The organism is Vreelandella alkaliphila, assembly GCF_016107625.1.
Taxonomy (GTDB): domain Bacteria; phylum Pseudomonadota; class Gammaproteobacteria; order Pseudomonadales; family Halomonadaceae; genus Vreelandella; species Vreelandella alkaliphila.
On sequence record NZ_JABASV010000013.1, the window covers coordinates 59,601 to 80,774 of the forward strand.

Below are 21,174 nucleotides of genomic sequence, written 5' to 3' on the forward strand. Positions count from 1 at the left end.
CCAACAGAGGGCGGGCTTTAAGATTGCTAACATGCCGTGATCAAAAAGCTTCAGCGCAGCACGCCCTCTTCCTTGAGCAGCTTGTAGATCGCCTCGGCGCCCTGCTCAGGGGTAACGTCGGTAAGCACTTGCCCGCCCTTGCCCTCGGCTTTGGAAGCCGCCGCCTTGAAGCGGTCTCTAGCAGAGGCGGCTTTGATGATTTTCAGACGCTTAGGCCGTTTACGTGCGGGGCTCAAGTGCCACTGGGCCAACTCACTGTCGGCTTCAGAGGTAGTGGGCGCCACCAAGAAGGTGGCTCGACGAGCCGGGCCGAAGGCGCTCTGACGCGCCGCCGGCGCTGCTTCATCCACGCTGATGATGGCGGGCAAGCGCACCTTGAGACGGCGACGCTGGCCCCGTGGCAACGCCTGAAGCAGCGTTATCACACCATTCTCCACTGTCTCTATCGACGCCAAGCTATTCACTAACGGCCAACCGAGATGCTCCGCCAACGCATAGGGCAAAAGCCCAGAACCTTCTCCGCGCTCGGCCCGGGCACCGGTGATCACTAGTTGGGGCGAGGTAGCGGCTAAATGTTCCACCAGCGGCAGAATAGCATCGCTGCCTTCAGGCTGCTCCAGCAAAGTCATGGACTCAAGCCCCATACCAACGCCTGTGGCCATACCCAAGTAACTGCGCAGAGCTGCCTCGCTGTCGACATCCTGAGAACCAGCGTGCAGTACGTCAATCCGACTACCCGGCAGTTCTGCTTCCATGGCTAGAGCAAGTTCCAGACCCCGTGCATCCTGCTCGGCGCGCCTCGCACGACCGGTTGTGGGGTGACGGCCTATGGAGACCAGCACCGCCACGTCGATACCCGGCTTTTGTTGTTTTTGCTGTTGTTCAGGCCGCATCGCGCTGCCCTCCTCGCTGCTGTTCCACCATCGCCACTAACGCAGCAAGAATTTGCGTGCTGTCGCCTATCACCGCCAGGTCTGCGCGTTTGATCATGTCGCACCCCGGATCGAGATTGATTGCCACCACCTTGTCGCAGCGCTGAATGCCCTGTAGGTGCTGGATCGCGCCTGAAATACCCACCGCCATATAGACTCGGGCGGTTACCCAGGTGCCGGTTGCACCTACCTGCCGATCACGAGCCATAAAGCCGTCATCCACCGCGACACGCGAGGCCCCTTCGGTAGCGCCTAGTACTTTCGCAGCATGGTGGAAGGCGTCCCACTGTTTAACACCATTGCCACCAGAGAGGATGAATTCAGCCTCGGCCAACGCCACGCCAGCGGGATCCACCGCCACCTGCCCCAGATCTTCAATGCGCGATAGAGTGATGGGAATTGGCGCCGCCAAGGTCTGGCACTTGGCCGCATGCCGCGTCTCATCCATCGGCTCAGCGCACTCGGCCAGTGCCAGGGCAACCCGCGGCAGAGGGCGCTGGATATCCAGGCTTCCAGCGGCGCCACGGGTAGTGCAGCGCCAACCCAAGGAGGCCTCATTATCAACTTCCACCTGCCACACCCCCGTGGCAGCGCGCTCACCCAGGCGTAAGGCAAGCCGCCGCCCCAGATCAGCTCCGCCTAGGGGGGAGTCCGGCAACAGCCAGAAGCGCGGCGTCATCTCACGTTCGACGGCACTTAACACCGCCAGCCGTGCCTCGGGAGCAAACCCAGCGTAAAGTTCATCATCAAGATGCACGACGCGATCGATCCCGGCGTCGCCAAGCGCTTCTTCCTTATGCTCGCCGTCCCCCTCGCCCTTATGCTCACCAAACAGGATCGCCACCACGGCACCAGGCTGTTCGGCGTCGGCATCCGCCACGCGTCTGGCTAGTCCTAACAGATCCTTATCATGGCTTGAAAGGCGGCCACCGGTCAGGTCAGGTACTACTGCTACCAGAAAAGCGGGCTGATCAATAGTCACCCTACGGCGACTATCGCGGGCCGCCGTGGTGGTCGCGGCGGCCTGTCTACCTTGCTGGAGGCCGCTACGATCAATCCGTTTGACGCCATTCGGGCCGATAAAACCAATGGCGCGAGGATTCTTACGCACCACACCGTTGGGCCCCAGCCACTCACTGGCTGCTCCGCCGCCCTCACTGTTTACACCAAGAGCGGCGAGCACACTGGCGTGGTCTGGATGAAGACGGTTCCGGGCGATCCACTCGCGACGCGGATCGCGGCGAATAATCTCACTCATAAGGTCACCTCTTCAGCAGTCGTCACTGCAGTGGTTCGGCGGGATACCCCAGACACATCGCCAGCAGGACGCTCAACCAGGGCATCAGCTACCAGTTCGGCGATATCGCGCACTTCAGCACTGGCATCCACCACACCTTCCAGCATGGCAGTGCACTGTGGACAGCCCACCGCCACTAGCTCGGCGCCGCTCTCTTTAACATCATTCATGCGCATATCGGGGATTCGGCGCTCACCAGGGATATCCGTGATTGGCGCCCCACCGCCGCCGCCACAGCAGCGCGAACGGAGCCCAGAGCGCTCCATCTCGGCCACCTGGATGCCCAGCGCTTTAAGCACTCGCCGAGGGGCTTCGTATTCACCGTTATAGCGTCCCAAATAACATGGGTCGTGATAAGTAACGCTGCCACCTTTCCAGGGAGCAAAGGTCAGCCGTCCTGCATCATACAATTCAGCAATAAAGGTACTGTGGTGACGCACCTCGTAGCTGGCATTGAAATCGCTGCCACCCTGCCCTTCTTGAAGAAAGTCGCCGTACTCATTGCCCAGCACATGAAAACTATGCGGATCACAGGTGACAATCTGCTGGAAGCGATACTTGGCCAGGGTGGCAATATTGCGCTTAGCCAGGGATTGGAACGTCGCTTCATCGCCCAATCGTCTTGCCACATCACCGCTGTCGCGCTCTTCAGCACCTAATACGGCGAAGTCTACTTCGGCAGCACGCAGTACTTTAACCAGGGCACGTAGGGTTCGCTGGTTACGCATATCAAAGGCGCCATCCCCCAACCACAACAGCACATCAACCTGCTTTAGGTCAGCCATTAGCGGTAGGTTAAGATCCGCCGCCCAGTTGAGCCGTGAGCCTGGGTCGAAACCGCCGGGGTTGTCGGTAGCAATCAGGTTGTCGAGCACCTCAGCACCTTTATTGGGTGTCTTACCCCGCTCCAAGGTCAGGTGGCGGCGCATATCGACAATCGCATCCACGTGCTCAATCATCATTGGGCACTCCTCGACACAGGCACGGCAGGTCGTGCACGACCAGAGAGTCTCGGCGTCAACCAACGCCTTTCCCTCTTTCATAACAACAGGCGCCAAGATAGGCGCATGGGGAGCGCCTTGGTGCTCTCCCACTGGCTTACCAGGATAAGGAGAACCGGCATAGCCAGCATCGCTACCACCGGCAAAACCCACCACCATGTCTTGAATCAGCTTTTTAGGATTGAGCGGTTGACCAGCAGCAAACGCAGGGCACACTGCCTCGCAGCGACCGCACTGCACGCAGGCATCGAAGCCCAGCAGTTGATTCCAGGTAAAGTCAGTTGGCTTTTCCACGCCCAGAGGCGCCGCTTCATCTTCCAGGTTCAGTGCTTTGAGCCCCGTTGACCGGCCACCACCAAAGCGCTCAGCCCGACGGTGAAAGGCGAGATGTAAGGCGCCAGCGAAGGCGTGCTTCATTGGGCCGCCCCAGGTCATGCCAAAGAACATTTCGCCCAGACCCCAAACCACAACGCCCGCCAACACCAGCGCCAGAAGCCAGCTACCGCTGCCTTCTACTAACCCGTCAGGCAACAAACCTACTGTGGGCAGTGTGATCAGGAAGACGCCTATCGAAAACGCCATCAGGCTCTTTGGCAGCCGCATCCAGGGGCCTTTGGAGAGCCGTGCAGGAGGGTTAAGCCGCCGACGCGCTACAAAGAGGCTACCGACGAACATGGAGGTGCTAGCCAGTAACAGCAACCCGCCTAGCAATGGGTTGGCGATACCAAGACCATGCACCAGGATCATCAGAACGGCGGCAGCCACGAAGCCTCCGGCGGTGGCTACGTGGGTATTGGAGATCATTTTGTCGCGCCCCACGACATGGTGCAGATCCACCAAATAGCGGCGCGGCAGGGCCATCAACCCCTGGAGCAGGTTCACCCGCGAGGGGCGCCCCTGACGCCACAGGCGTATACGGCGTACAGCGCCGATTACTGCCAGGGCCAGGGCAGTAAAAATCAGTATCGGCAAGAGCGTTTCGAGCATGGTACTCACCTCATCTTTCGCGGCGGGGCTGCTCCGGCGGCAGACCTCTGCGAGGGCGCTGTAAACCCATCCCTGGGCGCTACATTTGCCATCCATGGCAAATGACCCTCGCTACGGTCTACCACCGGCGCCCCGGCTCTCGCTCAGGTCAAAAGTCCTTGCAGATTCGCAGGGCGTCGTAGATGGCCGCATGGGTATTACGCGGAGCCGTGCAGTCGCCCAGGCGGAAGAGTAAAAAGTCGTCCCCTTCTTCGCTCAGGCTAGGCTGAGGCTGGATGGCATAGAGCGCCTCCAGATCCACCTGCCCTTTGTTGCGAGACTGCTCTTTGAGGGCGTAATAAAGCGCCTCGTCAGGACGCACGCCGTTTTCGACGACCACCTGATCAACCACGCGCTCTTCCAAGGCACCGGTGTACTCATTTTCGAGCACTGCCACGAGACTGTCGCCCTCGCGGTAGACCTTATGCAGCATCAAGTCAGAGGACATGATCACTTCTTTCTCGTATAGGCTGCGGTAATAAGTGGGGAAGGTGGTGCCGCCCACCGCCGCGCCGGGCTTGATATCGTCGGTGACGATCTCGACCTTGGCGCCCTTATCAGCTAGAAAATCTGCCGCTGAGACGCCGGAGAATTCGCAGATGGCGTCATAAATCAGCACGTTTTTACCTGGCGCCACCTTACCTGAGAGAATATCCCAGGTGCTGACCACCAGGCTCTCCTCAGCATTCTCTGAATAGCCCCACTCCGGGTGCTGGCTAAGGAAGGGTTGGCCACCGGTGGCTAGCACCACGATATCGGGGCGTAGATCAAGCAAGGTTGCCTCATCGGCGCGAGCCCCTAGGCGCAGGTCAACTTTCAGCCGCGCCAACTCCAGTTGGTACCAGCGAGTGATACCGGCGATTTGGTCGCGCTGCGGCGCCTGAGCAGCGATAGTGATCTGCCCGCCCAGGGCGTCAGCCGCCTCAAACAGAGTGACATCATGGCCGCGCTCAGCAGCAACGCGAGCTGCCTCCATGCCGCCGGGGCCACCGCCAACCACCACAACTTTACGCTTAACGCCCTCGGTCTTTTCAATGATATGCGGCAGGCCCATGTATTCCCGGGCGGTGGCAGCGTTTTGAATACACAGTACATCCAGGCCCTGGTATTGGCGGTCGATGCAGTAGTTAGCCCCCACGCACTGTTTAATCTGATCTATCTGCCCCATCTTGATCTTGGCGATCAGATGAGGGTCAGCAATATGCGCCCGGGTCATGCCCACCAAATCCACGTAGCCCCCTTCGAGAATACGCTGGGCCTGATTGGGATCTTTAATATTCTGGGCGTGGATCACCGGCACATTCACCACTTCCTTGATCCCCGCCGCCAGATGTAGAAAAGGCTCAGGCGGGTAGGACATATTAGGAATGACGTTGGCGAGGGTGTTGTGAGTGTCGCAGCCAGAACCGATAACGCCGAAGAAATCGACCATTTTAGTGGCATCGTAGTAGGCGGCGATCTGCTTCATATCGTCGTGAGAAAGACCGTCCGGGTGGAACTCGTCACCGCAAATGCGCATACCCACCACGAAGTCATCGCCCACTTCGGCACGTACCGCTTTGAGTACTTCTATGCCGAAGCGCATACGATTTTCGAAACTACCGCCCCACTGGTCCTCGCGCTTGTTGACCCGCGGGCTCCAGAACTGGTCGATCAGGTGCTGGTGAACGGCGGATAGCTCGACGCCGTCGAGGCCGCCTTCCTTGGCCCGGCGCGCGGCCTGGGCGAAGTCGCCGATGATGCGCCAGATCTCCTCCTCCTCGATGGTCTTGCAGGTGGAGCGGTGCACCGGCTCGCGGATACCAGAGGGGGATACCAGGGTCGACCAATCGAAGCCGTCCCAGCGTGAGCGGCGTCCCATGTGGGTAATCTGGATCATGATCTTGCCACCATGCTTGTGCACGGCGTCCGCCAGATTCTGAAAGTGTGGAATGATGCGGTCAGTGGAAAGGTTCACCGAGCTCCACCAACCCTGAGGGCTATCAATGGACACCACTGATGAGCCGCCGCAGATACATAGGCCACAGCCACCCTTGGATTTTTCTTCGTAATACCTGACGTAGCGCTCAGTCGTCATACCACCGTCAGTGGCATGCACCTCGGCATGAGCGGTACTGACCACACGGTTACGGATAGTCAGCTTGCCGATCTCGATTGGCTCAAAGATTGCGTCAAATGCCATGGTTATCTCTCCTCACACCCAGGGTTAGTGGGCAGCATCGGGCAGCGGTTTGACAGCAAAGACGCCGACATCACAGCCGGGTTCGGCAGCGCTCTGCTTCTGCTCAGCAACGGTGCGCAGCGAACTACCCCGTGCAGCGAGAATTTGATTCATGGCCCCAGCAAACCAGCCAGTGAACATGTACTCGACCTTGCGCCCAACCTTACCCAGTTGGTAAACGAAGGCGCTATGTTCTAGCCGCACCTGAGCCGTGCCAGCGTCAAGATCAATCTGTTCGGTGATGAAGTGGCCCCAGCCACGCTGAGAGAGACGCAGCATGTAATGCTCAAAAACGGCTTCACCTTCGAGGCCATGGCACTCGGCTTCTTTCTCACACCAGTGCCAGGCGCTCTTATAGCCAGCGTGATAGAGGATTTCAGCGTACTTTTCAGCACCTAGCGCCTCTTCGACGGCCACATGGTTGTTGATAAAAAAGTGCCGTGGTACATAGAGCATCGGCAGCGCATCAGTCGTCCAGACGCCGGTTTCACTATCGACTTCGATAGGCAGTGCGGGGGCCAGTTTGGTCACGGGTATCATCCTCTACATCATTATTCTTGGCTAAGGAGCAGGCTTATCCCATCGCTCCTATCAATCTTATGGAGCAAGCGTTTAGGCGCCCCAGACATCCTTGAGGACGCGCACCCAGTTCTCACCCATGACCTTCCTTACCTGAGTTTCACTAAAGCCGCGCTTAAGGAGCGCCTCGGTGAGATTGGGGAACTCTCCGATGGTGCGAATGCCTTTGGGATTAATGATCTTGCCAAAGTCTGTCAAACGACGGGCGTAGCCCTTGTCGTGAGTCAGCCACTCGAAGAACTCTTGACCGTGCCCTTGGGTGAAATCAGTGCCAATGCCGATAGCATCTTCGCCAACGATATTCATGACGTACTCGATCGCTTCGCAGTAGTCTTCGATGGTGGAGTCGATGCCCTTTTTGAGAAAAGGCGCGAACATGGTGACACCGACGAAACCGCCGTGATCAGCAATAAACTTGAGTTCTTGATCGGACTTGTTGCGCGGATGCTCTTTGAGGCCGGAGGGCAGGCAGTGGGAATAACAGACCGGCTTTTTGGATTCGAGAATCACCTCTTCAGAGGTTTTCGCACCAACATGAGAGAGGTCACACATAATGCCGACACGGTTCATCTCGGCGACGATCTCACGGCCAAAGCCAGACAGGCCGCCGTCACGTTCGTAACAGCCGGTTCCCACTAGATTCTGGGTGTTGTAGCACATCTGCACGATGCCTACGCCCAGTTGCTTGAAGATCTCTACGTAGCCGATTTGATCCTCAAAGGCATGCGCATTCTGGAAACCAAAGATGATCCCTGTCTTGCCCTCTTCTTTCGCACGCGTGATATCAGAGGTGGTGCGTACCGGGCGTACCAGGTCGCTACACTCAGCCATCAGTTGGTTCGACTTGACGATATTATCGACCGTGGCCTGAAACCCTTCCCACACCGAAACAGTGCAGTTAGCAGCTGTCAAACCACCGCGACGCATATCCTCAAGCAGCTCACGATTCCATTTGGCGATAATCAAGCCATCGATGACGATAGCGTCATCGTGCAGTTCTAAGGGTGTCATAGCTAAGCTCCAACATTGATTTATGTAGCGAGCATAGCGCTGACGTTGGGTTGGGCTGCTCTTGGAAACGACGACGGAAATTCCAAAAACGTCATTGTGTCGTGAACACGACAGCTACTTGGGATTTTTTGATATTTGCAGCAGCGAGGCATCGATATAAAAAAACGTGCTACCCGCCGCGGGATAGCACGTTCTCATTGTCGGCTGCGTAGGAGATATCAGTTCAACAGCGTCACGCTGGCAAAGGTAGGCTCTCCCTGAGCACACGCCAGTGCCTGCTGAGCGCTTGAGAAAGGCTCATTGGTATTGGGTTCGCCCCCCCACCGCTTGATCAGCGGTAGCGACTTGGCGTGATTATTTCCTTGCCGATCGTGCACCCCGAGGCGCTCATTTCTCGGCGGTACGCCAAAGTATTCACGGTAACACTTAGAAAAATGGGGCGTAGAAACGAAACCACAAACGGAAGCAATCTCGATGATCGATAAAGGCGTCTGCTTGAGCAGCTGTCTAGCACGCACTAAGCGCAGTTTGAGATAATAACGCGATGGCGAGCAGAGCAGGTAGCGCTGGAACAGACGCTCTAACTGACGACGCGAAACATTAACATAACGAGCGAGTTCATCGAGTTCGATCGGTTCCTCAAGGTTGGATTCCATCAGTGCGACAATTTCCAACAGTTTAGGCTGGGTAGTGCCGAGTACGTGTTTAAGAGGAACGCGCTGCTGATCCTGCTCGTTACGCACACGCTCATAGATAAACATCTCGGAGATACCTGCCGACAGCTCGCGTCCATGATCATGAGCAATCAGGTTCAGCATCATATCGAGCGGCGCTGTGCCGCCAGACGCCGTGAAGCGATCCCGGTCAATCGAAAACAGAAAGGTCGTCAGAATGACATTCGGGAAAGCTTCCTGCATGGAAGCCAAACACTCCCAGTGGATGCTGGTTTCATAGTGATCAAGCAGCCCCGCCTGGCCTAGCGCCCAGCTGCCGGTACACACCGAGCCTAAACGTCTTAGTTGACGCGACTGCGACTGAAGCCAACGCACATGCTCACGAGTAACACTATGCTGAGGCCCCACTCCTCCGCACACAACGACCCACTCTAGCGACAAGGGGGTGTGCATAGAGGCGTCAGGCGTTACCTGCAACCCATCACTGGCACGTACCGGCAAGCCGTCTTGGGTCAGGGTATACCAGCGGTATAGTTCACGGCCGGCCAATTGATTGGCCATCCGCAAAGGATCAATGGCTGAAGCCAGGGAAATTAGCGTGAAATTATCTAACAGGAGAAAACCAAGGGTTTGCGGTTCGCCCGCACGATGGAGATTTGCTGTCAGGTCTTTTGCTTTGTCTGATGTCATCGATTTACCCTCCGTCACCTTTAGATCATCAGTTTTTCTTTTTATTAGTATAGGTGGCGCTGGCGCTTCTTTAGTTTCCCATTACTGCAGTGAACACTCACTCGTGCCGGGGTGGCATTACTCTTGAGTCGCATTCTGGCATGAATACGCCGAATAGCGACAAAACCATCTTGCAAACTAAGCGATACGTCGTAAACGCAACAGTAGAGGTCGCTATTAAAACGCCGGATAAGTGACCCAGATTTCGATTCATGGGGAGCACTTTTTGTGGTGGGTACTTTATTTACTACTATTTCCTTGAATCCTTACCTGATTGCCTGCATATCATGACGTAATCCACTTCAAGCGATGCAGAGCTTAGCCATGTCCATTATTGACCCCCGTACCGGCAATCCGTTGACCACGGAACCCGCTAATACCAGCAATGAAGAAGCGGGCACAGTTCGCCCTTCCGTGACACCTGAAGAAGTTATTATTGAGCTTAACGCTGGCAATATTCAGCAAGTGCTCGAAGCATCGATGCAAGTGCCAGTGCTACTGGGCTGTTATTCGCCTTCAAACGCCAGTGGTAACGCTCTGCTAGCGGTGTTGGAAAAGTTAGTTGTCGAATACGCGGGGGCTTTCCTGCTTGGCAAGCTGGATATTGAAGCCAATCCGGAAATCGCCAGCCAGTTAGGCGTGCGCTCGGCCCCCGATGTTAAGCTCGTTAGCCAAGGCGGCTTGGTCGATAGCTTCCAAGGCGTATTACCTGAAAAGGAAGTGCGCGAGTGGCTAAACCGTTACTTCCCAGCCCCAGGTGATGCTCCGCCTAGCCCAGAAGATCAAGCCGAAGAGGCATTAGCAGCGGGCAATGCTGCAGGCGCGCGCGAAATCTATCAAACCTTGATTAGCCAGTATCCAGAGCATTACGCCTACCAGATCGGCCTTGCAAGGGCACTCGTGGCTGAAAAACGCGGAGATGATGCCCGCAGCGTGCTCGACAACTTACCCCCCGAAGAGCGCGATGCGGCACCTGCCCGCGGCGTGCGAGCCAGTATCGAATTTAGCGAGCAGGCTCTTTCTGTTGAAGAAGTCGCCGCGCTGGGTGATCGCAACGACAGTGAAGCGAGGTACCAGCGTGCACTGCGCCATGTTGCCGATGGCCAATACGAAACAGGCCTTGAGGGACTGCTTGGTTTGATGAAGGATGACCGCGCCTATAACGACGACGCGGCCCGTAAAACCTTATTGCAAGTATTCGACGCCCTGGGTGCCGACCATCCGCTAACCGTTACCTATCGGCGCAAGCTATTTGCTCTGCTGTACTGATTCAGTACTGATCAGGCTTTCAGCAGCTTATCCATTCTCGCTAATGCCGCTTCCAGTTGCGAAGCGGTAGTACCAAAATTAAGCCGCACGAACCCAGGGCAGCCAAACGCAGCCCCATCAGAAAGTGCCACGCCCGCCCGTTCCAGTAATGCTTTGGCGGGCGAAGCGCCTAGTCCTGCCCCGCGCATATCTAGCCACGCCAAGTAGGTAGACGCTGGCTCGCTCATGGTCACTCCCGGCCATAACGCTACCCGTGCCTGCAGCGTAGCGCGGTGATCACGCAGTACCGCTAACAGCGCTTGACGCCAAGGTTCACCTTCGCGATAAGCCGCTTCAGCAGCAACCAGCCCCAGTACATTGCCATCCGGCAAAAAGCCTTTTGTGGCCTCAGCAAAGCGCTTACGCAGCGCAGCATCAGGAATAACGGCACAGGCACTGGTCAGCCCCGCAAGGTTGAACGTTTTTGACGGCGCCCACAGCGTTATCGTTCGTTTAGCCAGTTCCGGGAACATGGCAGCCAAGGGGCGATGTTGGGCTCCCTCGTTTAACAGCAGATCGCAGTGCAACTCATCAGAGACCACCCATAAATCATGCCGCTCAACGACCGCGGCCAACTGGGTAAGCTCCTGGTCACTCCATACACGCCCTGTTGGGTTATGCGGGTGGCACCACAGCAGTAGACGGGTTTGCGGTGTTATAGCGGCTTCTAACGCGTCAATATCCAACTGCCAAGGCTCGCCAGGGGACGCCGGCTCAGCTAACATCGCTTGCTGGGCCAGCCGTCCTGTACGTTCTGCAACGGCCAGGAAAGGTGGATAAATCGGGGCAATCGTGAGAACCCCTTCTCCGGGCTTGGTTAGCGCCATCGCCGCAAAGTGCAACGCGGGCACAACGCCAGGCAACCACTGTTGCCAATCGGGCTGAACAGACCAACCGTAGTGGTGGGCGCTCCACTGGCAGAGGGTTTCGGTTAACGTATCGGGCACTTCACCATAGCCATAGACACCGTGCTCCACTCGGGCACGTAGCGCCTCAATCACGGCGGGCGGTGAGCAAAAATCCATATCTGCCACCCACAACGGCAGTACGTTGGCATCATAACGGTGCCATTTTTGCGAAGCATAATCCCCTTTTGGAGAGCGTCGCTCGACGGGCGTGGCAAAATCAAACGCCATAATTAATCTCACTTATGTTCTTGGGAGTAACTATTGAGCATGCCGCAAGATGACTTTTATACCAAGATGCGCGCGGGACTATCGGCGTTGTTGCGGCAATGGCGTTCTCTTGGCCAAGCCGATACTGACCAACTGGCACTCATTTTGGCTGAAACGGCACGGGTCGCCAAACTAGGCACCCCCGATGAGACGCCAAGCGGTGCCATACTTGAGCAGTGGAGCCGCGAAGAGCATGGCGAGATACCGCTCTGGGCACCTCGCACCGCGGTATTTTTGCTCAACCAAATGCCTGCCCGCCCCACCCCACAAAGTGATGCGGAGGCCTGTGCCTGGGCTTACTGCTGGCTGCGCAACCGAGCATTTGATTCGCTGCAAGCCGCCCATGATGCATTGCCGCCCCACTTAAAAGTGCCGCTCGAAAATGCCTTAGAGGCTGCTTGGCGCGACCAACAAGGCCTACGTCTGGTGTAGCTAGCGAAAATCTCCACTGGCGATGTGTGTCACTAACGGCGTTTGCGCACTGGCGACTTTGGCTTAAAGCCAGCGGGCTTGGTGGCTAGCCAATCGACAAACGCGCGAATGTCATCATCACTCATTAGTGCTTCTAGGCTGGCAAAACGATCTGCTAACTCGCGCTCGCTGTACAGCCGATGAATATGCTTATGGCAAGGATGACAAAGCCAAACAATCGCGGTTAGGCGCTCTTCACGGCTGTAACGTTTTTGATAGCGCGGCTTATTATGCAAGGAGCGCGGTATCAAGTGATGTTTTGTCAACGAAGCTGACCGCTGGCACAGTTCGCAACCTTCAGGCTTTGGGGGCGGGGAAAGCGCATGGGTGCTTGAGTCAATTGAACGCGTCACGCTTTAGAAAGCCTCGTACGCTGGCAACACTTGAGACGATTTAAACACTAAAGCTGCTCAATAAAATAGCCGTGCAACACTAGTAACGACTTAATAACAGCAAGGAAAACACCGCATGATAGAGGTTCCTCTCACTTGGCAACTGGCAAAACTAGGTCTCTCAATTGGGATGGTGCTCGGGCTTGGTGCCATCGCGGTGCGTGCCAGTCCGCGTATGGCGGGGCTACTGGCGGGTTACCCATTAGGAACGGCGTTAGCGCTGTTTTTTATTGGTTTAGAAATTTCCCCGCTTTTTGCAACCCAAAGCGCGGTACATACACTGGCGGGCTTTACCGCAACGATGGCGTTAGTTGCAGGCTATTTAGTGGCAGGTCGCCAGCCAGGATTCAAAGGCATCGCTGGCGGCTTAGCAGGCGGCTTTATTGCGTGGTTCGCGGTTAGCACCGTACTTGCCCAATTCAATTTTACGCGGCTTAGCGGCACGCTACTGACACTCTGTGCTATCGCTGTATTCAGCCTGTTATTCCGCAGTATTCCTGATGTAAAAAGTCCCGCCAGTCGTGCCTTTTCGCTTCCTGCACTTGCCGCGCGAGCATGCTTAGCCACCGCCATCGTTTTTGTGATTACCTGGCTCGCTCATTGGCTGCCACCCGCTTGGGCGGGCACGCTAGCGGCTTTTCCAGTCACCATGCTGCCATTTCTGCTCATCCTGCATCTAAACTATGGGTTCGCGCCAGCGGCAACCGTGATCAAACACTACCCCATGGGGCTTGGCTCGTTGCTGAGTTATACGCTATGCGTTTCTTTGACTTACAGCACGTTAGGCCTTTTCTGGGGAACATTGGCGGGGTTCGCAACTGCCACACTGTGGCTACTTGGCTGGATGCAGTTCTCCGCATGGTATCAACGTCGCGCCACTTGACCAAGCGCTCGCTAGGGGTAATTCTGGTTAGCCTAAATTGCTAATAAACAATAAGGATATCCTGATGTTCACCCGTATGATTGAGCCAGCTTTCTACGACACCGATGCGCTAGGCCATATTAACAATACCCGTCTGCCAGCTTGGTTTGAGTTGGCACGTAACGACTTATTCAAACTATTTACGCCAGACCTAAACCCTAAACAGTGGCGTTTGATTATGGCGCGGATGGAAGTCGATTATCGTGCTGAACTGTTCTACGGCCACGACATCGAATTACGTACCTATTTGACACGTTTAGGTACCAGCTCGTTTACAGTGACTCAGGAGGCGCGCCAACATGGCACGCTGACCAATGTGGGGCATACCATACTGGTGCAATACGACCATCAAGAGAAACGTGCGGTACCTATTGAAGGTGATTTGCGTGATGCGCTATCCGCACACTTACACAGCGCGCCAACGCCGGCTTAATTCACTCCCCTCCGTTCGGCGGGGCGCTGGGAGATCCCCATGGCAATCCGTTATAATCTTTGGATCGATCCGGATAATACGGCGCAGCATCGCGCCGTTGAAGCCGACCTTGAGCGCTATTTTATGGAGCGCTTTGCTGACTACCCGCATATCCGCTTGTTCGGCGCAGACCCTTACGATTATGATGCCCCGTTCAATCGGCTTTACGATGTGTTAATGGCGCGAGCCGCAGAGTACTGCGAGCGGACATGGTGCTATGTGGCGTCTCCCGAACAGCTGAACCGCTGCTTCTTCCGTGCTGTTGGCCGCTCAAATAAGTTTATTCAAGATGACCGATAGTGGGATACCAACGTAATGGTAATTCGTACCGACCAAGCGCCCGATGAGCGCCAGCTAGCTATTATCACCCAACAGCTCGGGCGCGCTCCCCGCGGTATTGAAGCCGTTGCGGCTACCGATGCCCACGGCACTCCGCTTGTGCTACGTATGGCGCCGATTGTCGATGGCAAACCATTTCCCACCCTTTACTGGCTATGCTCCGATCTGCTCAAAATTGAGATCTCACGGATTGAAGCCGTGGGTGTCATTAAGTCGCTGGAACAACGCCTTCAGGAAGAACCTGAATTTCTAGATGCTTACCAACAAAGCCATCACGATTACGTTAAAGCACGCTGGGCGTATATGAGTAATGCCCAACGCGATGAAGTCGCTAAGCTTGGCTATAGCGATGTTCTCACCGAGCGTGGTGTGGGCGGCATTAGCAACTGGCAACAGGTACGCTGCCTGCACACTCAATATGCCCACCATTTATGTGGCAATAACGTGATCGGGCAATGGATGGATGAACACTATAACGTTCAGAGCTGCCTAAGCTAACAGCACATTCATGGCTTGATAACTCACCGCTCATTTATAAGCAGCTGATCTGTCATAAGGACGCTTACCATGGCACGAATTTGTGTATATCTCGGCTCGCGTGAAGGGAACACACCCGCTTTTCGCCAAGCCGCCAACACGCTTGGCACCGCCATTGCCGACCGCGGGCACACGCTTGTTTATGGCGGTGCACGTATTGGTTTAATGGGGGCACTCGCCAATGCGACGCTGGATGCAGGCGGCAAAGTGATTGGCGTGATGCCAGATCACCTTGTTGAGCGCGAGCAAGCACACTTTGGCTTGACTGAGCTTATACGCGTGCCAAACATGCACGAACGCAAAGCGACCATGGCCGCCAATGCTGACGCTTTTATTGCCCTACCTGGCGGCATAGGCACCTTTGAAGAGCTGTTTGAAATCTGGACCTGGGGATATTTAGGGCTTCACGAAAAACCCATGGGTCTACTCGACACCGATGGCTTTTATGCTCCACTGCTTACCTTTTTGGATAGTACCGTCAGCCACGGCTTTTTGGCCCAAACAACACGCGATATGTTGATGGATGCGCCCACGCCCAACCAACTACTGGCTGCATTAGAAACACAGCTTGATTCAGCGTAAACCGGCTGTATTAAAGAGATATAGTAAAGGCAAGAACTTAAGGGCAGCGTTTAAAACCAATACTTAAGACCCGTCTAAGAACACTCCCAGCATCAGCGCTTAGTGCCTTCAGTTAGCATAAAGGTACGCTGATAAGTGAGTTGTAACAGACGAGCATCGTCACCCGCGCGATGACGGTGTATACCACGTTCAGCGATGACAGCTTCCTTTGTGTTACTCCACAGTGCTTGCTGCTCTTCGCTGAGCAAAATCCGTAATGCTTCTAAACGAAAGCGCGGCAGCATTCCCGCATGGTGAAACAGCAGCGACAACCAGGTGTTATCGTATCCCCAACTATCACTATAGGCTTTGCCTATCTCACGCAGTTCGTCATTTAACCACTGTGCCACTTGGCGCACAGGGTGGCCTTCTCGCTGTAAGCGAGCTCGAGAAATTCCGTGTAAAAGTTCAGCTTTGGAGTCCCAATGCGTCCACTCCTCCAACGGCTGAATGAGAAACGCGCAGCAGCTACCGTCGGCACGAGCAATGCCAACTTCAATAGGATAGCTGCCGCGCCCAAATCCGGACGCTTCAATATCTAGCACTGTCGGTAGCGTCTCGGACACTGATTTCCTCATTCACTGATCTCAGCGGCCAAACCACTGACTTATCTTCTAGGCTGCCGCCATTTCCGTCGTTGACTGACGATCAGCCAAGCGTTGCCAATAGGCTGCTTGCTCGCCGTCTACTGCCAAGCCTAGCTCACCTAACCGATAGGCGCGCGCTAGTCGCTCTGCGGCCAAATAATGGCCTGATTGGGCAGCTCGGGCATACCACGTCACCGCGTAATCCTCGCGCCGCGGATACTGAACACAGCCATGCTCATGAATTTGCGCTGCTTGATACTGTGATCTTATATCGCCAGCCTGAGCCGCTTCTAACACATAACGCGCGCCACGCGCCTTATCCTGCGGTGACAGGCTGCGATGAAACAGCATGTGACCGTAGATCGACTGTGCGTCCGGATGTCCCGCTTCTGCACAGCGTTTAAACAAGCGCATCGTCAGCCGCTGGGTGCGCGGCGAACGCGGCAATAACCAGCGAGTATGAAACAGCTGTTCGGCTAGGCGAAACTCTAACCGGGTAAACAAAGTTGATGCCTGCGGCATGGCAAACCACCCTGCCTATCTGTTGAGATCTTCGGCTAGCCATCGTTCCTGCGATTTGACCGCTAACCATACGATTAACCAGCGCTAGGCTGGTCGATGGGCTGGCAAGCATACGCCTGCCTTTGCGCTTACTCAACCCTATTGATTTGCTGCTTTTATAGCGCCTCGCTAACATGCCTCTCACGCGCCGTTATTAGCGGCGTTCATCACCGAATATCCTGAGGCAATTTCGCTTCATTGAGGAGACGATAATGCAAACGCGCCCACTGGGTAGAACCGGGATGGAGGTCAGCCGACTTTGTTTAGGCACCATGACCTTCGGCGAACAAAATAGTGAAGCAGAAGCCCACGAGCAGCTTGATCGCGCAGTCGCTTTTGGCATCAACTTTATTGACACCGCTGAAATGTATCCGGTTCCACCAAAGGCTGAAACGCAAGGGCTTACAGAGTCTTATATTGGCAGTTGGCTAAAAGCCCGTAGTGCCAGAGACGATGTCATTATTGCCACCAAAGCCGCAGGCCCTGGCTTAGACCATATTCGTGGTGGTCCAAGAATGACTCGCGACCATCTACATCAGGCTGTTGAAACCAGCCTTGCACGGCTCAACACTGACTATATCGATCTCTATCAATTGCACTGGCCAGACCGCAAAACCAACTTTTTTGGCCAACTGGGTTATGCCCATGAAGAGCAAGAAGACGCAACGCCGCTAGAAGAAACACTCTCAGCACTAAAAGAACTTGTTGATGCCGGAAAAATACGCGCCATAGGCCTTTCTAATGAAACGCCGTGGGGAGTCATGCGTATGCTGCAGTTATCAGAGCAGTTGGGGCTGCCTAGGGTCGCGTCTATTCAAAATCCCTATAACTTGCTTAACCGTACGTTTGAAGTCGGTCTCGCCGAGATCGCCCACCGTGAAGATGTGGGCTTGCTCGCTTACTCGCCACTGGGCTTTGGTGTGCTGTCAGGTAAGTATCTTGATGGTGCGCAGCCACCGAAAGGGCGCTTGACGCTCTATGAGCGGTTTAAACGCTATACCTCGCCAGAAGCAGAAGCTGCAACACAGGCGTACGTTCAACTGGCCAGAGAGCATGACTTGGATCCCGCCCAAATGGCACTGGCATTTGTGAACTCTCGTCGTTTCCTGACCAGCAATATTATTGGCGCCACCACGATGGATCAGCTTGAAAGCAACCTCGACAGCGAGAGCCTTAAGCTGGATGAAGAAGTACTCACTGCGATCGACGACATCCATCGTCGGATGCCTAACCCCTGCCCCTAATCACGTTTTCACTATCAAACCGATAGCCTCGGCCATCGCCGAGGCTTGGTATAATCGCATCAGTTACTTCTTCCTCTTTTCTGTCACGGCATAAGGAGCACGCCATGCTGAGCGTTATTTCCCCCGCCAAAACGCTAGACTTTGAAACACCCTCAACAACCGATAAAGTCACTCAGCCCGACTTTCTCGACCATAGCAAACCGTTAATTGAGATTCTGCGCGATTATTCACCACAACAACTCAGCGATCTAATGGGCATCAGCGATAAATTGGCGGGCCTTAACGCTGCCCGCTTCGCTGACTGGCAACCGCCGTTCACCTTGGATAATGCCAAGCCAGCAGTTCAGGCCTTTCAAGGAGATGTCTATACAGGGTTGGAAGCCAGCACCTTTAGCGATGACGACAACCTGTTTGCCCAGCACCATCTGCGTATTCTATCCGGGCTATACGGCTTGCTGCGTCCGCTGGACCTGATCCAGGCCTACCGGCTGGAGATGGGCACCAAACTGCCCAATGACGCTGGCAAGGACCTTTACGCCTATTGGAAACCAACGTTAACGCAAGCACTTAATAGCGCCATTGAAGAAAGTGGCTCAAACGTGCTGGTCAACCTTGCATCTAACGAATACTTCAAGGCGATCGATACGAAGAAGCTAGACGCTCGGGTCATCACCCCCGTTTTCAAAGACGAGAAAAACGGCTCTTTCAAAATCATTAGTTTTTATGCAAAAAAAGCCCGCGGCTTGATGAGCGCATGGATTATCCAACAACAAATCAACGATCCCGAGCAACTCACTGCTTTTGACGTGGCTGGGTATCGGTTTGATCCTGCGGCCTCTCAAGGAGACACATTAGTGTTCACCCGTAACGAAAGTGCTCGTCCATGAACGCGCTCATTAGAAAAAAGTCACAGCGCGCGGCGAGCGCGGCTTTAAAAAGCGTTGGTGGACATCTTTGAACAGTGGCGTATCACAGCGATATAGCCATTCATAGGCAACCATGTCTGCTGTCACCGCCACCGCTCCGTTAGCACAAGCGCGCTCCCGAGCAAGGCGGGCCTCATCACTGCGACGGCTCGCCGTCGCTTCGCTCAGCCAAAACACTTGATACCCCGCTTCCAACAAACCAAGCGCACTTTGCAAAACGCAGATATGAGCTTCTGTGCCGCAAATGATCACTTGCTTGGGCCCCTGTTCTGCAAGCGCTTCAGCAAACGCTGTCTCTTCCATTGCGCTGAAATGATGCTTTTGCCAAATGCGATGATCGCCTAGTGCATTTAATAACGCAGGGGCAGTACCACCGAGCCTCTCTGGATACTGTTCAGTTAGCCAAACAGGTACTTTTACTGCATTAGCAACACCAGCCAGCCAGGTAGCTTCTTCAATCGCTGATTCGCCTCCATCAATCACGGGCAAAAGTCCCGCTTGAAAGTCGACAATTAGTAACAAACTTTGAGCTTGATGTAAGCGCACGTTTTCACCCTCTTTTTGTCATTATACACAACAACACCTTAACCCGTTTCCCCACTTACACGGTAAACTTGTCACTGATTATTTCCTACACGCCTCTCTCGAGGTGGATAACCTTAATTCCTGCATCTCTCATGGAGAATCAGAATGTTACGACAGTTTTTTGCCATGTTCCTGGTCAGCGTCATGGGCATAAGTGCCGCTGTTGACTATGCCGAAGCACGACGCTTAGGCGGTGGTAGCAGTATGGGTAGTGTTTCTCGCTCGGCGGATAAGCCCGCCAGCACTCCGGCACAACAACAAGCTCAAAGCACTCAGCAACAAGGCCAAGCTACTGCCGCTCGTCGTGGTGGTATGGGCGGCATGGTGGGAGGCCTGCTGGCCGGAGGTTTACTAGCAGCGCTTTTCTTTGGCGGCGCCTTTGATGAGCTGCGCCTTATGGACATATTGCTAATGGCTGGAATTGTTGCCTTAGCAATCTTCGCTTTCCGTGCCTTTATGCGACAACGACGCCCAGCATCGGCCACGGTGGCAGGCTGTCAGCGTGAACGCCAGGAGACTCAGCACACACCGAGCAGCTTCACCGCAGCACCTGGCAGTTTGGCGAGCAGCTTACAGAGCACGCCAGCTTGGTTCGATAAAGAGCGCTTTTTGGGCGGTGCCAAAGAGCACTTTATGACGCTGCAACGTGCCTGGGACAATAATGATTTGCCTCAGATTCAAGAGTATGTAACGCCAGAATTTTACAACCTGCTACGTAAAGAGCGTGCCGAGCAGCCTGCCAATAATCGTACCGAGGTGATACGCCTGTTTGCTGAACTAGGCGATATCAATGAGTACGATGGATATGCCGAAGCCAGCGTTATTTTCCACGGCATTTTAGAAGAGAACGGCGAGCAAACCGAGTTCAACGAAACATGGCACCTGACTCGCAGTCTGCGCGATCAAGCGCCCTGGTACCTACAGGGTATTGAGCAAAATCCGGGCTCATAGCCATTTAAGACAACAAGCGCAGTACGCCTGATCAGTCAGCATGACTGTCTTAAAACGCAAAACAGCCGCTAAGAAGCGGCTGTTTTTGTATCGGTAGGGTATCGATACACGGCGAAGAGGCGCTCGCTTACTCCTCAGCAGACTCTTCGATATTCTCGCCCATCTCTTCTAGGCTTTCGCCCGCATCTTCCATGCCCTCATCAATATTTTCACCTGCTTCTTCAGCAGGGCCCTGATTATCACAGGCAGCCAGACCGCCCATCATCATGGCCATCAGTAGCGCAACCGCAAGCTTCTTCATCAACGGGGTACTCATATCGCCTCTCCTCCTGAGATGCTGCTTGAATGATAGGTACCCGCTCATACTAGTTGCTAGGCAGCACTTCCGCCACCAAGGACCAGTAACTCCCTGTTATTTAATTTATTAAAACGGTTGCTTTAAGGAAGTTCTATGCACTTCTCCGCACCGCCTCGTCATTCCCGCAAGCCCTTGGCGGGAATCCATGTTGGCTGAAGTTTAGGGCCGCTGCAGTCCAAGGTGAATTCCCGATAACCCCACTCGGGAATGACGTGCGGTGCACGCTTCGGGAGGTAGCCGCTTTGTGATAGGGGC

At 55.0% G+C, this 21,174-nt stretch carries 23 protein-coding genes; 10 read left to right on the top strand and 13 right to left on the bottom strand.

Translation table 11 applies throughout. The features are described 5' to 3' along the window. Window positions 1-50: 50 nt before the first annotated feature. The 7 genes from etfB to gbdR all read right to left on the bottom strand — a co-directional run bounded on the left by etfB (window position 51) and on the right by gbdR (window position 9,431). A complete protein-coding gene (gene etfB / locus JFC11_RS16480) occupies window positions 51-893 on the bottom strand; it encodes an electron transfer flavoprotein subunit beta (protein ID WP_198350090.1) in 843 nt (280 codons plus the stop codon). Next, window positions 883-2,190, bottom strand: a complete 1,308-nt coding sequence (gene etfA, locus JFC11_RS16485) for an electron transfer flavoprotein subunit alpha (RefSeq protein ID WP_198350091.1) — start codon at window positions 2,188-2,190, stop codon at window positions 883-885. The genes etfB and etfA overlap by 11 nt, the downstream gene beginning before the upstream one ends. After that, the gene (locus JFC11_RS16490; protein WP_198350092.1) at window positions 2,187-4,217 is read right to left on the bottom strand and encodes a (Fe-S)-binding protein; all 2,031 of its coding nucleotides are present in this window, start codon (window positions 4,215-4,217) and stop codon (window positions 2,187-2,189) included. Before JFC11_RS16490 ends, etfA begins: the two co-directional genes overlap by 4 nt. A 148-nt stretch (window positions 4,218-4,365) precedes the next feature. After that, complete coding sequence (gene dgcA, locus JFC11_RS16495; RefSeq protein WP_198350093.1) at window positions 4,366-6,438, bottom strand: dimethylglycine demethylation protein DgcA; 2,073 nt, start codon at window positions 6,436-6,438, stop codon at window positions 4,366-4,368. 24 nt (window positions 6,439-6,462) lie between these two features. Next, window positions 6,463-7,008, bottom strand: coding sequence for a DUF5943 domain-containing protein (locus JFC11_RS16500; protein ID WP_038486488.1), 546 nt, complete (start codon window positions 7,006-7,008; stop codon window positions 6,463-6,465). Window positions 7,009-7,089: 81 nt separating this feature from the next. Beyond that, on the bottom strand, window positions 7,090-8,067 hold the full coding sequence (locus tag JFC11_RS16505; protein WP_198350094.1) for a dipeptidase: 978 nt from the start codon (window positions 8,065-8,067) through the stop codon (window positions 7,090-7,092). Between the two features lie 218 nt (window positions 8,068-8,285). After that, window positions 8,286-9,431, bottom strand: coding sequence for a choline metabolism transcriptional regulator GbdR (gene gbdR, locus JFC11_RS16510; RefSeq protein WP_038480826.1), 1,146 nt, complete (start codon window positions 9,429-9,431; stop codon window positions 8,286-8,288). 363 nt (window positions 9,432-9,794) lie between these two features. On the opposite strand from gbdR, the gene JFC11_RS16515 reads away from it, so the two are divergent. After that, window positions 9,795-10,739 (top strand): co-chaperone YbbN, encoded by a 945-nt coding sequence (locus tag JFC11_RS16515; RefSeq protein WP_198350095.1) that lies wholly within the window; start codon window positions 9,795-9,797, stop codon window positions 10,737-10,739. Window positions 10,740-10,750: 11 nt separating this feature from the next. Here JFC11_RS16515 and JFC11_RS16520 read toward each other — a convergent pair whose 3' ends face one another. Continuing rightward, entirely contained in the window at window positions 10,751-11,914 is a 1,164-nt protein-coding gene (locus tag JFC11_RS16520) for a MalY/PatB family protein (RefSeq protein ID WP_198350096.1), read from the bottom strand. A gap of 39 nt (window positions 11,915-11,953) precedes the next feature. Between JFC11_RS16520 and JFC11_RS16525 the strand changes: the two genes are divergently transcribed. Further along, window positions 11,954-12,385 carry a hypothetical protein gene (locus JFC11_RS16525; RefSeq protein ID WP_038480817.1) on the top strand — a complete coding sequence of 144 codons (432 nt, stop codon included), beginning with the start codon at window positions 11,954-11,956 and terminating at the stop codon, window positions 12,383-12,385. 32 nt (window positions 12,386-12,417) lie between these two features. On the opposite strand, the gene JFC11_RS16530 is transcribed toward JFC11_RS16525, so the two are convergent. Beyond that, on the bottom strand, window positions 12,418-12,660 hold the full coding sequence (locus JFC11_RS16530; protein ID WP_231658327.1) for a hypothetical protein: 243 nt from the start codon (window positions 12,658-12,660) through the stop codon (window positions 12,418-12,420). Window positions 12,661-12,892: 232 nt separating this feature from the next. On the opposite strand from JFC11_RS16530, the gene JFC11_RS16535 reads away from it, so the two are divergent. From JFC11_RS16535 to JFC11_RS16555, 5 genes are all read left to right on the top strand, one after another. After that, window positions 12,893-13,699, top strand: coding sequence for a hypothetical protein (locus JFC11_RS16535; protein ID WP_038480815.1), 807 nt, complete (start codon window positions 12,893-12,895; stop codon window positions 13,697-13,699). Between the two features lie 64 nt (window positions 13,700-13,763). Further along, complete coding sequence (locus tag JFC11_RS16540) at window positions 13,764-14,171, top strand: acyl-CoA thioesterase (protein ID WP_038480812.1); 408 nt, start codon at window positions 13,764-13,766, stop codon at window positions 14,169-14,171. Window positions 14,172-14,210: 39 nt separating this feature from the next. After that, window positions 14,211-14,510, top strand: a complete 300-nt coding sequence (locus tag JFC11_RS16545; protein WP_038480809.1) for a hypothetical protein — start codon at window positions 14,211-14,213, stop codon at window positions 14,508-14,510. Window positions 14,511-14,525: 15 nt separating this feature from the next. Further along, on the top strand, window positions 14,526-15,047 hold the full coding sequence (locus tag JFC11_RS16550) for a DUF501 domain-containing protein (RefSeq protein ID WP_038480806.1): 522 nt from the start codon (window positions 14,526-14,528) through the stop codon (window positions 15,045-15,047). 69 nt (window positions 15,048-15,116) lie between these two features. Beyond that, window positions 15,117-15,668 (top strand): LOG family protein, encoded by a 552-nt coding sequence (locus JFC11_RS16555; protein WP_038480803.1) that lies wholly within the window; start codon window positions 15,117-15,119, stop codon window positions 15,666-15,668. Window positions 15,669-15,760: 92 nt separating this feature from the next. On the opposite strand, the gene JFC11_RS16560 is transcribed toward JFC11_RS16555, so the two are convergent. Further along, window positions 15,761-16,273, bottom strand: coding sequence for a hypothetical protein (locus JFC11_RS16560; protein ID WP_120385860.1), 513 nt, complete (start codon window positions 16,271-16,273; stop codon window positions 15,761-15,763). 48 nt (window positions 16,274-16,321) lie between these two features. After that, window positions 16,322-16,816 carry a tetratricopeptide repeat protein gene (locus tag JFC11_RS16565; RefSeq protein ID WP_038480797.1) on the bottom strand — a complete coding sequence of 165 codons (495 nt, stop codon included), beginning with the start codon at window positions 16,814-16,816 and terminating at the stop codon, window positions 16,322-16,324. A 251-nt stretch (window positions 16,817-17,067) separates the two neighbouring features. Here JFC11_RS16565 and JFC11_RS16570 point away from each other — a divergent pair, with 251 nt between their 5' ends. Together JFC11_RS16570 and yaaA are read left to right on the top strand one after the other, a co-directional pair. Then, the gene (locus JFC11_RS16570; RefSeq protein ID WP_120385861.1) at window positions 17,068-18,099 is read left to right on the top strand and encodes an NADP(H)-dependent aldo-keto reductase; all 1,032 of its coding nucleotides are present in this window, start codon (window positions 17,068-17,070) and stop codon (window positions 18,097-18,099) included. 104 nt (window positions 18,100-18,203) lie between these two features. Further along, the gene (gene yaaA / locus JFC11_RS16575; RefSeq protein WP_198350097.1) at window positions 18,204-18,986 is read left to right on the top strand and encodes a peroxide stress protein YaaA; all 783 of its coding nucleotides are present in this window, start codon (window positions 18,204-18,206) and stop codon (window positions 18,984-18,986) included. Window positions 18,987-18,995: 9 nt separating this feature from the next. On the opposite strand, the gene JFC11_RS16580 is transcribed toward yaaA, so the two are convergent. After that, on the bottom strand, window positions 18,996-19,571 hold the full coding sequence (locus JFC11_RS16580; RefSeq protein WP_120385862.1) for an isochorismatase family protein: 576 nt from the start codon (window positions 19,569-19,571) through the stop codon (window positions 18,996-18,998). 144 nt (window positions 19,572-19,715) lie between these two features. Here JFC11_RS16580 and JFC11_RS16585 point away from each other — a divergent pair, with 144 nt between their 5' ends. Further along, entirely contained in the window at window positions 19,716-20,561 is an 846-nt protein-coding gene (locus JFC11_RS16585; RefSeq protein WP_038480785.1) for a Tim44 domain-containing protein, read from the top strand. A gap of 127 nt (window positions 20,562-20,688) precedes the next feature. Here the strand turns inward: JFC11_RS16585 and JFC11_RS16590 are convergent, their stop codons facing one another. Beyond that, the gene (locus tag JFC11_RS16590; RefSeq protein ID WP_038480782.1) at window positions 20,689-20,877 is read right to left on the bottom strand and encodes a hypothetical protein; all 189 of its coding nucleotides are present in this window, start codon (window positions 20,875-20,877) and stop codon (window positions 20,689-20,691) included. Window positions 20,878-21,174 lie beyond the last annotated feature (297 nt).

Bases quoted from the DNA above. Each gene is read 5' to 3' on its own strand.
- JFC11_RS16545 (WP_038480809.1), top strand. From the start codon at position 14,211: ATGGCAATCCGTTATAATCTTTGGATCGATCCGGATAATACGGCGCAG.
- JFC11_RS16535 (WP_038480815.1), top strand. From the start codon at position 12,893: ATGATAGAGGTTCCTCTCACTTGGCAACTGGCAAAACTAGGTCTCTCA.
- etfA (WP_198350091.1), bottom strand. From the start codon at position 2,190: ATGAGTGAGATTATTCGCCGCGATCCGCGTCGCGAGTGGATCGCCCGG.
- JFC11_RS16490 (WP_198350092.1), bottom strand. From the start codon at position 4,217: ATGCTCGAAACGCTCTTGCCGATACTGATTTTTACTGCCCTGGCCCTG.
- JFC11_RS16570 (WP_120385861.1), top strand. From the start codon at position 17,068: ATGCAAACGCGCCCACTGGGTAGAACCGGGATGGAGGTCAGCCGACTT.
- JFC11_RS16505 (WP_198350094.1), bottom strand. From the start codon at position 8,067: ATGACACCCTTAGAACTGCACGATGACGCTATCGTCATCGATGGCTTG.
- dgcA (WP_198350093.1), bottom strand. From the start codon at position 6,438: ATGGCATTTGACGCAATCTTTGAGCCAATCGAGATCGGCAAGCTGACT.
- etfB (WP_198350090.1), bottom strand. From the start codon at position 893: ATGCGGCCTGAACAACAGCAAAAACAACAAAAGCCGGGTATCGACGTG.
- yaaA (WP_198350097.1), top strand. From the start codon at position 18,204: ATGCTGAGCGTTATTTCCCCCGCCAAAACGCTAGACTTTGAAACACCC.
- JFC11_RS16555 (WP_038480803.1), top strand. From the start codon at position 15,117: ATGGCACGAATTTGTGTATATCTCGGCTCGCGTGAAGGGAACACACCC.
- JFC11_RS16540 (WP_038480812.1), top strand. From the start codon at position 13,764: ATGTTCACCCGTATGATTGAGCCAGCTTTCTACGACACCGATGCGCTA.
- gbdR (WP_038480826.1), bottom strand. From the start codon at position 9,431: ATGACATCAGACAAAGCAAAAGACCTGACAGCAAATCTCCATCGTGCG.
- JFC11_RS16515 (WP_198350095.1), top strand. From the start codon at position 9,795: ATGTCCATTATTGACCCCCGTACCGGCAATCCGTTGACCACGGAACCC.
- JFC11_RS16590 (WP_038480782.1), bottom strand. From the start codon at position 20,877: ATGAGTACCCCGTTGATGAAGAAGCTTGCGGTTGCGCTACTGATGGCC.
- JFC11_RS16585 (WP_038480785.1), top strand. From the start codon at position 19,716: ATGTTACGACAGTTTTTTGCCATGTTCCTGGTCAGCGTCATGGGCATA.
- JFC11_RS16520 (WP_198350096.1), bottom strand. From the start codon at position 11,914: ATGGCGTTTGATTTTGCCACGCCCGTCGAGCGACGCTCTCCAAAAGGG.
- JFC11_RS16550 (WP_038480806.1), top strand. From the start codon at position 14,526: ATGGTAATTCGTACCGACCAAGCGCCCGATGAGCGCCAGCTAGCTATT.
- JFC11_RS16565 (WP_038480797.1), bottom strand. From the start codon at position 16,816: ATGCCGCAGGCATCAACTTTGTTTACCCGGTTAGAGTTTCGCCTAGCC.
- JFC11_RS16525 (WP_038480817.1), top strand. From the start codon at position 11,954: ATGCCGCAAGATGACTTTTATACCAAGATGCGCGCGGGACTATCGGCG.